9 protein-coding genes are annotated in these 9913 nt (G+C 66.3%); 6 read left to right on the plus strand and 3 right to left on the minus strand.

Features of this window, described 5'->3' with window-relative positions:
- Nucleotides 1-2 precede the first annotated feature (2 nt).
- Complete coding sequence (locus ACQKDV_RS07440; protein ID WP_427783116.1) at nucleotides 3-716, plus strand: SprT family zinc-dependent metalloprotease; 714 nt, start codon at nucleotides 3-5, stop codon at nucleotides 714-716.
- 420 nt (nucleotides 717-1136) lie between these two features.
- On the opposite strand, the gene ACQKDV_RS07445 is transcribed toward ACQKDV_RS07440, so the two are convergent.
- From ACQKDV_RS07445 to trxA, 3 genes are all read right to left on the minus strand, one after another.
- Nucleotides 1137-1571: a DUF6538 domain-containing protein gene (locus ACQKDV_RS07445; protein ID WP_427783117.1), complete on the minus strand. Its 435-nt coding sequence runs from the start codon at nucleotides 1569-1571 to the stop codon at nucleotides 1137-1139.
- Nucleotides 1572-1670: 99 nt separating this feature from the next.
- On the minus strand, nucleotides 1671-3428 hold the full coding sequence (gene rho, locus ACQKDV_RS07450) for a transcription termination factor Rho (protein WP_427783118.1): 1758 nt from the start codon (nucleotides 3426-3428) through the stop codon (nucleotides 1671-1673).
- A gap of 227 nt (nucleotides 3429-3655) precedes the next feature.
- Nucleotides 3656-3985, minus strand: a complete 330-nt coding sequence (trxA, locus tag ACQKDV_RS07455) for a thioredoxin (RefSeq protein ID WP_025878607.1) — start codon at nucleotides 3983-3985, stop codon at nucleotides 3656-3658.
- Between the two features lie 523 nt (nucleotides 3986-4508).
- Between trxA and rhlB the strand changes: the two genes are divergently transcribed.
- The 5 genes from rhlB (at nucleotide 4509) to ung (ending at nucleotide 9600) form a co-directional block, all read left to right on the plus strand.
- Nucleotides 4509-6233, plus strand: coding sequence for an ATP-dependent RNA helicase RhlB (gene rhlB, locus ACQKDV_RS07460; protein WP_427783119.1), 1725 nt, complete (start codon nucleotides 4509-4511; stop codon nucleotides 6231-6233).
- Nucleotides 6234-6402: 169 nt separating this feature from the next.
- Entirely contained in the window at nucleotides 6403-7089 is a 687-nt protein-coding gene (gene ftsE, locus ACQKDV_RS07465; protein WP_427783120.1) for a cell division ATP-binding protein FtsE, read from the plus strand.
- 3 nt (nucleotides 7090-7092) lie between these two features.
- The gene (ftsX, locus tag ACQKDV_RS07470) at nucleotides 7093-8040 is read left to right on the plus strand and encodes a permease-like cell division protein FtsX (RefSeq protein ID WP_313142361.1); all 948 of its coding nucleotides are present in this window, start codon (nucleotides 7093-7095) and stop codon (nucleotides 8038-8040) included.
- A 7-nt stretch (nucleotides 8041-8047) separates the two neighbouring features.
- The gene (locus ACQKDV_RS07475) at nucleotides 8048-8890 is read left to right on the plus strand and encodes a response regulator (RefSeq protein WP_427783121.1); all 843 of its coding nucleotides are present in this window, start codon (nucleotides 8048-8050) and stop codon (nucleotides 8888-8890) included.
- Nucleotides 8887-9600: a uracil-DNA glycosylase gene (ung, locus tag ACQKDV_RS07480; protein WP_427783122.1), complete on the plus strand. Its 714-nt coding sequence runs from the start codon at nucleotides 8887-8889 to the stop codon at nucleotides 9598-9600. The genes ACQKDV_RS07475 and ung overlap by 4 nt, the downstream gene beginning before the upstream one ends.
- Nucleotides 9601-9913 lie beyond the last annotated feature (313 nt).

Consider the following 9913-nt stretch of genomic DNA (forward strand, 5'->3'; position numbering starts at 1 on the left):
CGATGCCGCTGCTCCAGTACGGCCAAGCCACCATCGAGTGGTGGTTCCAGCCCGACCCAAAACTGAAACGGCACTACGTGACCGTGGAGCGTGGGCGGCTGGTGCTGCTGCGCGGGCCGATGGTGGACTTGGCCGAACAGGAAGCTCTAGTCCGCCGCCGCGCTCGTTGGATTCGCGAGAAGCTGTTGCTGGTCAATCAGCCGCAGGCCAGTGATGCGATCGTTACCGGTAGCCGTTTGCTTTACTGCGGCCGAAGCTACTTCACCGAGGTCCGGCACACCCCGGAACTAGGCAAGCCCCGGCTGACCTTCACCGCCTCGCGCTTCATCGTTGAGACCCCCGAGGGCCTCAGTATCCAGCCAGGCACGCTCGCGGCACTGATGGAGCAGTTCTACCGTGAACGTGCTCAAGACAAGCTGTTGGTGCGGGTGCGCCATTGGGAGCGGAAGACCGGCATGCGAGCCCATGCCGCCCGCGTTCGTGTGTTCCAAAGTCGGTGGGCCAGTTGCGATGCATGCAACGTGCTGGAGTTCCATCCAAGGGTGATGGAGCTACCGACCAGCGTGCAGGACTACGTCATCGTCCACGAGCTGTGCCACACGGTTGAGAAGAGCCATACGAAGGCGTTTTGGTCGCTGGTGGCGCGGCATATGCCCGACTGGCAGCGGCAGCACGATGCCCTAGAGAGAGCGCTAGTTCGCGATGCGTCGTGGTGAGTTCAAGGGAGGCATGGTTGAATCGGGTCATTCAACAGCTTTCCCGATACAGGCTATTGGTCGCCGTTCAAGGTATGCAGGCCCGCAGCTACGCAGATTTAGCGGTATGCGCGAGCGAATAGATTTCGTCGATGCGGGCGCCCGTCTAGAGGTGGAGCCCCAAGAACTCTCGTAGTGCCGGATAGGTCGGGTTGCCTGAAAACAGAGCAACTAGTCTAGGCATGGTGTATGGGCGCTTCTTGGGCTTGGTCCGTTCATTTTCGTTACTGCCTAGAAGAAAGCCCTTCCAAGAATTCCTTCCCTTGGGCGTGTAACAGCGTAAAGCTACCCACTTCCAGAACGCGCCTAGAGCGCTCAGCTTCAGCGGCTTTGACACTGTTTGGGTTGAGGTCTCCGCCAAGATTGCTCCGCAGTTCCTTGCTATGTCTGTTTACGCTGGAACTGGACGGTCTTGACCGGACCGGTCATGGTCCAGTCTTCGGACAGGGCATCTAGGCCCGTAGTCGGCCTCAGGTCGAAGTGTGCCGCCGTCTGTGGAACTTGGGCGGGTACTTCACGTATCTCGCTCGGCATGTGAAGGGAGAGAGGGGCGAGTGTCCCACTCTCAAGCGAATCAAGATAGGCGCGGACTTGGGCGAGGGCCGGCCACTTCCGGCGGTTCGCTTCGTCAATGTCGCGGGTATGCAGGGCGCGTCGGATGTGCGTGTTCCCGACTCTGCCACGTAGCGCGGCAGGTACCTTGATACGGATGTACCAGGGCTGGCCTAGTTGCGGTAGGTAATGGCACTTGTTCAATCCCCTGTCCTCGCGGTCAAGGGGTTCTTGAACTGTCTGGTGCTTAAGATTGGTGGTCAAACCCGGTGGTCAGACCGCCAATCCCGGCTCATCGCTATCCCGATACGAACAGGGCCTCCGTTTCTCCGAAGGCGCTGTCTTCAAGCTATTTCCGATGGCTTATCGCTTCATGGAACCGAAGAACTCGTCGTTGGACTTGGTGTTCTTCATCTTGTCCAGCAGGAATTCCATCGCGGCCATTTCATCCATCGGATGCAGCAGCTTGCGCAGGATCCAGATCTTCTGCAGCAGTTCCGGTTCGATCAGCAGGTCTTCGCGGCGGGTGCCCGAACGGTTGATGTCGATGGCCGGGAACACGCGCTTTTCAGCGATGCGGCGGCTCAGGTGCACTTCGCTGTTGCCGGTGCCCTTGAACTCTTCGTAGATCACCTCGTCCATCTTCGAACCGGTGTCGACCAGCGCGGTGGCGATGATGGTCAGGCTGCCGCCTTCTTCCACGTTGCGCGCGGCACCGAAGAAGCGCTTCGGGCGGTGCAGGGCGTTGGCGTCCACACCACCGGTCAGCACCTTGCCCGAGCTCGGCACCACGTTGTTGTAGGCGCGGGCCAGGCGGGTGATGGAGTCCAGCAGGATCACCACGTCCTTCTTGTGCTCGACCAGGCGCTTGGCACGTTCGATGACCATTTCGGCCACCTGGACGTGGCGCGCGGCCGGCTCGTCGAAGGTCGAGCTGATGACCTCGCCGCGCACGGTGCGCTGCATTTCGGTCACTTCTTCCGGGCGCTCATCGATCAGCAGCACGATCAGGTGCACGTCCGGGTGGTTGGTGGTGATTGCCGTGGCGACCTGCTGCATCATCATCGTCTTACCGGCCTTCGGCTGGGAAACGATGAGCGAGCGCTGGCCCTTGCCCTGCGGCGCCATCAGGTCGAGGATGCGGCCGGTGATGTCTTCCGACGAACCGTTGCCGCGCTCCAGGGTGAAGCGGCGACGCGGGAACAGCGGGGTCAGGTTCTCGAACAGCACCTTGTTCTTCGACGCTTCTATCGGCTCACCGTTGATGGTGTCGACGATGTTCAGTGCGAAGTAGCGCTCGCCGTCCTTCGGGAAGCGGATGCGGCCGGAGATGTGGTCGCCGGTGCGCAGGTTGAAGCGGCGGATCTGGCTGGGCGAGATGTAGGTGTCGTCCGGGCCGGCCAGGTAGCTGGCCTCGGCCGCGCGCAGGAAGCCGAAGCCGTCGGGCAGGATTTCCAGCACGCCGTCGGCGGCGACGCCGTCACCATGGCGGGTCAGCACCTTCAGCAGGGCGAAGATGACGTCCTGCTTGCGGGCGCGGGCGACGCCTTCGGAAATCTGCAGCTGCTCGGCGATTTCCAGCAGCTTCTGCGCCGGCATGCGCTTGAGATCGCTCAGCGAGTAGACCGGGAAGCCTTCCGGCACGTTGGCGTGCGGGCGCGGCACGAAGGGCTGCTGCTCGCCGCCGTCCTGCGGCATGCCGTCATCGCGGCCACCGCGGTTGCGGTCACGGTCGCGGCGGTTGCGGAAGCGGTCGCGGCGGTTGCCCTGGCCCTGCTGGCCGTTCTGGTTGTAGGGGTTGTTGTGCTGGCCCTGGTTCTGGCCACCGCCCTGGTGGTTCTGCTGGCGCGGCTGGCCGGATTCGCGGCCTTCGCCGCCCTCACCGCCGCCAGCGGCGGGGGCTTCAGCAGCAGGCGCGCTCGGCGCGGGGGCGGCCACGGGGGCGGCGGCTGCGGCCGGTGCCGCCGCTTCGGGCGCGGCTGCCAGCGGCAGGGTCGGCTGCGCGGGGGCAGCGCTGGTTTCGGCGGCAGCCGGAGCGGCGGCCTTGCTCACGCGCGGCTTGCGCACGCGCTTTTCGGCGGGCGCATCGGCGCTGCCGGTTTCAGGAGTGTTATCGGACAAGAGCGTTATTCCTCGCTTGAAGGTGCGAGCGCCCGGCTGGGGCGGCGAACGTTGGGAATGGGTCTGGAAGAAACTGCGTCCAGAGGGTGCGGCACGCGAACGCGGCCGGATATGCCGACACTATCATCGGCCTGCAGCGCCATGCAAGGGCTGCGGGGAACTGCATTCATGCGGGCGCGGGGCGCCCAGCGGCAGCCGCGGTCAGCGGCTGCCGTGGAACCACAGGATCAGGCCAGGGCCTTGTCCAGCAGGCCGGCCAGCTGGGCCTTGCCCACCGCACCGATCTGCTCGCCGACCTTCTCGCCGTCCTTGAACACCACCAGGTACGGGATCGAACGCACGTGGTACTTGGCGGCCAGCGCGCGGTTGTTGTCGACGTTGACCTTGGCGATCTTGGCGCGGCCCTGGTAGGCGTCGGCCAGTTCGTCCAGCGCGGGGGCGATCATCTTGCAGGGGCCACACCATTCGGCCCAGAAATCGACCAGCACCGGTTCCTTGGAATTCAGTACGGCGCTATCAAAGTCGGCATCGCCGACGTGTACAACCTTGTCGCTCATCTTGGTTTCTCGTCTTGGATTGCACCCGGCCAGGCCGGAGGTGGGTGAACTGGGCCATGCCCGGTGGCGCGACCCTCGTCGTTGCCTCGCGGCGGTCTGCCGCGGTGCGTTCGGCGGGATGCCTGGACGCTCACGGCCGGCAGTGTACCCCTATCGCGGGGCGGGGACAGTTGCTGGCTGGAACCCAGCGTATCGTGATCGTGGTGGACCCCGGTATGTGTCGGATTTCACTGTCTCCCAGCAGATGGGGATGGCATCGGGGCAGGGCCAGAGGGCGCGCCGGCGCCGTTCAAGTGGCGTGCGGCTGGGTGAAGACGCCGTACCTGTGCGCCGTCTCTTGAGTTCGTGAGACGACTGGTTCCGGTTTGCCGGGCCGAGTGCGTTAAACTGGGGCATTGTGCGGCGTGCGGACCGGCTGGTCCCCGCGCCCCAACCCGCCGCAGGGGCCGCAGTTTGCGACGGTGCCCCTAGACGATGAAGTGCCAGCCGCCCCGTGGGCCGGCGGCCATACCAAGACGGACTCATGAGCGACAAACCGCTGACCGATTTGACCTTCTCCTCCTTTGAGCTGCACCCGGCCCTGCAGGCCGGTCTTGAAGGAGCCGGATTCACCCGCTGCACCCCGATCCAGGCGCTGACCCTGCCGGTCGCGCTGCCCGGTGGTGATGTTGCCGGCCAGGCCCAGACCGGCACCGGCAAGACGCTGGCGTTCCTGGTTGCTGTCGTCAACCGCCTGCTGACCCGCCCGGCCCTGGCCGATCGCAAGCCGGAAGACCCGCGCGCGCTGATCCTGGCCCCGACCCGCGAACTGGCCATCCAGATCCACAAGGATGCGGTGAAGTTCGGTTCCGACCTGGGCCTGCGTTTCGCCCTGGTCTACGGCGGCGTGGATTACGACAAGCAGCGCGAGCTGCTGCAGCAGGGCGTGGACGTCATCATCGCCACCCCGGGCCGCCTGATCGACTACGTCAAGCAGCACAAGGTGGTTTCGCTGCACGCCTGCGAGATCTGCGTGCTGGACGAAGCCGACCGCATGTTCGACCTGGGCTTCATCAAGGACATCCGCTTCCTGCTGCGCCGCATGCCCGAGCGCACCACCCGCCAGACCCTGCTGTTCAGCGCCACCCTCAGCCACCGCGTGCTGGAGCTGGCCTACGAGCACATGAACGAGCCGCAGAAGCTGGTGGTCGAAGCCGAGACCATCACCGCCGCGCGCGTGCGCCAGCGCATCTACTTCCCGGCCGATGACGAGAAGATCCCGCTGCTGCTGGGCCTGCTGTCGCGCAGCGAAGGCGCGCGCACCATGGTCTTCGTCAACACCAAGGTGTTCGTCGAGCGCGTGGCCCGTTCGCTGGAAAAGGCCGGCTACCGCGTCGGCGTGCTGTCCGGCGACGTGCCGCAGAAGAAGCGCGAAAGCCTGCTCAACCGCTTCCAGAAGGGCCAGCTGGAAATCCTGGTGGCCACCGATGTGGCCGCCCGCGGCCTGCACATCGACGGCATCAAGTACGTCTACAACTACGATCTGCCGTTCGACGCCGAAGACTACGTGCACCGCATCGGCCGTACCGCGCGCCTGGGCGAGGAAGGTGATGCGATCAGCTTCGCCTGCGAGCGCTACGCGATGGGCCTGCCGGACATCGAGGCGTACATCGAGCAGAAGATTCCGTCCGAGCCGGTCACCAAGGAACTGATGACCCCGCTGCCGCGTCCGGAACGCCCGGCCCCGGCCGCAGGCGAGGAAGGCGAGGACAACGAGAGCGTCGGCCAGATCTTCCGCGAAGCGCGCGAAGCCCGCGCCGCCGAGGAAGAGCGTCGAGGCGGTGGCCGTAGTGGCGGCCGTTCCGGCGGTGGTGGTGGCCGTGGTGGTCGCGATGGTGAGCGCAGTGGCGAACGCCGTCCGCGTGGCCCGCGCAAGCCGCGCGTGGAAGGTGAGCAGGGCGCGGCTGCGCCCGCCGCCGCTGCCGAAGGCGCCGCCGCCCAGGCCCCGCGCCCGCCGCGCCCGCCGCGTGCCGAAGGCGCACCGGAAGGTGCCGTCGATGGCGAGCACAAGCCGCGCAAGCGCCGTCGTCGTCGCCACGGTCGTCCGGTCGAGGGTGCCGAGGGCATGCAGGCCAATGCCGGCAACGGCGCCAGCCCGGTCACCCCGGTGCAGGTGGTGGCCAAGCCGGTGCGTACCGCGGCCGACCCGGGCGATTCGTTCCTGACCCGCATCGGCCGCAAGATCCGCCGGATGCTGTCGGGCAACTGAGCCGCCCGATGGTGGGTGCGGACCTTGGTCCGCACTGAGCCGAGCATGGGCTCGGCTCTACAGCCCCATGCCGCCCTGTAGAGCCGAGCCTACGCTCGGCTGCTCCTGCGGCTACCATCAATCGCCCCACCATCTCCACGACGTCGCGCCGCTCCTGCATAATCGGGGCATGAGTGTCCTGCGCTTCGACAATGTCAGCAAACAGTACGCCGGTGGCCACGAAGCCCTGACCGATGTCAGCTTCGAAGTGGCTCCGGGCGAAATGTTGTTCGTCACCGGCCATTCCGGGGCGGGCAAGAGCACCCTGCTCAAGTTGATCCACCTGGACGAGCGGCCCAGCCGCGGCGCGGTGGTGTTCGACGAGCGCAACCTGCTGAAGGTGCGTGGCGGCGACATCCCCCGCCACCGCCGCGCGGTGGGTGCGGTCTACCAGGACCATCGCCTGCTGATGGACCGCTCCATCGCCGAGAACGTAGCGCTGCCGCTGATCCTGCGTGGCACCCGCCGCGGCGACATCGGCAAGCGCGTGCGCTCGGTGCTGGAACGCATGGGCCTGGGCCATCGTGAAAAGGCGCTGCCCTCGCAGCTGTCGGCCGGTGAGCAGCAGCGGGTGGGCATCGCCCGTGCGATCGTGGGCGAACCCAAGCTGCTGGTGGCCGACGAGCCGACCGGCAACCTCGATCCGACGCTGGCGGCGGAGATCATGGCCCTGTTCGCCGAACTGCCCTCGCGCGGCACCAGCGTGCTGGTGGTCAGCCACGACCTGCCGCTGCTGCGCCGCATGCGCAAGCGTGTGCTGATCCTCGACCATGGCCGGCTGGCGGACGATATTTCGCCGCAGGACCTGGCGGAGTAACCCATGGGCAAGAACGAAAACAGCGAAGCCGCCGCACCCTCGCGCCTGGGCGTGTGGTTCCACCACCATGCCCACAGTGTGGTGTTCAGCCTGGGCCGTGCCTGCCGCAAGCCATGGGCGACCCTGCTGACGGTGATGGTCATGGCGCTGGCGCTGGCCCTGCCGCTGGGCCTGTCCATTGCGCTGGACAACCTCAAGCAGTTTGCCGGCAGCGTGCAGCAGTCGCGCGACATCAATGTGTTCCTGAAGGCCGACGTGGATGGACCGGGGGCGCTGCGCCTGGCCGGCGAGCTGCGTGACCGCCAGGACGTGGCCAACGTGACCGTGCGTACGCCCGAACAGGGCCTGCAGGAACTGCGCGACGCCGGCCTGGGCGAGGCCATCGATGCACTCAACGACAACCCGCTGCCGTCGCTGCTGGTGGTCACTCCGGGCCAGGGCCAGGATGACGCCCGCCTGGCGCGAGCGCTGGAAAGCCTGCCGGGGGCCGATCTGGTGCAGCACGACGCGCTCTGGCGGCAGCGTCTGGATGCGTGGCTGGCCTTTGGTGCACGCCTGGTGCAGGTACTTTCAGCCCTGCTCGGCGCCGGTGCCGCGCTGGTGGTGGGCAACACCGTGCGCCTGGACATCCAGGCCCGCCGCGAGGAAATCGGTGTGCTGCAACTGCTGGGTGCGAGCGATGGCTTCATCCGCCGCCCGTTCCTGTACCTGGGCGCCTGGTATGGCCTGGGGGCTGGCGCGGTCGCGCTGGCCCTGATCGGCGTGGCCGGTGCCGCCCTGCGCGCACCGCTGGCCGAGCTGTCGCGCAGCTACGGCAGCCCCTTCGTCCTGCATGGCCTGGACCTGCTGCACGGCAGCCTGGTTCTGCTCGGCACCCTGTTGCTGGGCTGGCTGGGCGCCTGGCTGGTGACCGGTCACTTCCTCCGCCAGACCCGCCCCACCGACACCTGAGACCAGCATGCAACCGCAAGCGCTGAAGCACCTTGAAGGGCCCGCGACGCGGGTGATGGTGGTCGATGGTTCCAAGCTGGTACGCAAGCTGATCGCCGACGTCCTGCAGCGCGACCTGCCGGGCGTGGAGGTGATCGGCTGCGACAGCATCGAAGAAGCGCAGCAGGTGCTGGCGCAGGGCCCGGTGGACCTGGTCACCACCTCGCTGACCCTGCGCGATGGTGACGGCCTGGCGCTGGCCAAGCGCGTGCGTGAAGCCGCCGGCCAGGCCTACGTGCCGGTCATCGTGGTCTCCGGCGATGCGCAGCAGCACCTGGAACAGCGCCGCTTCACAGAGTACGTCACCGACTATTTCGACAAGGCGCTCGGCCACGAGGCGCTGGCGACCTTCATCCGCGGCTACGTGCAGCCGCAGACCATTCCCGGTGCCACCATCCTGTATGTCGAGGACAGCCGGGTCGTGGCCGAGGCGACCAAGCGCATGCTCGAGCGGCAGCAGTTGAACGTGCTGCACGTGGTCAGCGCCGAGGAAGCGTTCACCCTGCTCACCGCCGAATCGCTGGGCCGCAGCCGTCACCGCATCGACCTGGTGTTGACCGACGTCACCCTGAAGGGTGAACTGAGTGGTCGCGACGTGGTGCAGCGCGTCCGCGTGGATTTCGGTTATGGCAAGCGCCGCCTGCCGGTGCTGGTGATGACCGGCGACGGCAACCCGCACAACCAGACCGGGCTGCTGCAGGCCGGTGCCAACGATCTGGTGCTCAAGCCGATCGAGGAGCGCCTGCTGGTGACCAAGGTGCTGTTCCAGCTGCGGCTGGCCCGTTTGAACGATGGACCCCTGATTCGATGATGGATGAAGTAGCCGACACCCCGACGATCCAGCTGGAACCGAGCTGGAAGCAGCAGGTCGGTGATTACCTGCTGCAGCCGCAGATGCGCGAGCTGTCCGCCTTCCTGCGCCAGCGCAAGGCTGCCGGTGCGGCGGTGTTTCCGCCGGGCCCGCAGATCTTCGCGGCCTTCGACGCCACGCCGTTCGAGCAGGTGAAGGTGGTCATCCTCGGCCAGGACCCGTACCACGGCCGCGGCCAGGCCCATGGCCTGAGTTTTTCAGTGGCGCCGGGCGTGCCGGTGCCGCCGTCGCTGCTGAACATCTACAAGGAAATCGAGAGCGACCTCGGTATTCCACGTCCGGACCACGGCTGCCTGATTCCGTGGGCGCAGCGCGGCGTGCTGCTGCTCAATGCCGTGCTGACCGTGGAAGAGGGCAAGGCCGGTGCGCACCAGGGCCGTGGTTGGGAAGGCTTCACCGACCACGTCGTGGATGTGCTCAACCGCGAACGCGAGGGCCTGGTGTTCATGCTCTGGGGCGCCTATGCGCAGCAGAAGGGCAAAGTCATCGATACCCGCCGCCACCGGGTGTTGAAGTCGCCGCACCCGTCGCCGCTGTCGGCCCACCGTGGCTTCCTGGGTTGCCGGCATTTCTCGATGGCCAACGAGTACCTGCAGCGCCGCGGGCAGGCCCCGATCGACTGGTCGCTGCCGCCGCGTTCGGCGCTCTGAGCACGGGCGCCCGGCCCGGGCTGAACGTCGGGCAACGTTTCCGGCCCTGAATGGGCTCTCGGGATGGCCTGTTCAGCTCCGCTTGACCCGATTCGGCCGGTTTCCGGTGGCTAATTGATTGAATTCCAAGGGATTGTGAATCCCGAAAAGCGTGCTCGCCACTGTCATCAAATCGCGCTACGGTAGGGCTCTGTTTGGGACCAGTGTTGCATCAATAGGATGCTGGAACTTTTTCCTCCTTTAGCAGTCCAAATCCCGGACTGCTAAGATGGGTGCATATGAGCCAGAACACCTCTACTGCCCTGGTGGCAAC

The organism is Stenotrophomonas sp. NPDC077659 (assembly GCF_050268705.1).
In the GTDB taxonomy this organism is placed as follows: Bacteria; Pseudomonadota; Gammaproteobacteria; order Xanthomonadales; family Xanthomonadaceae; genus Stenotrophomonas.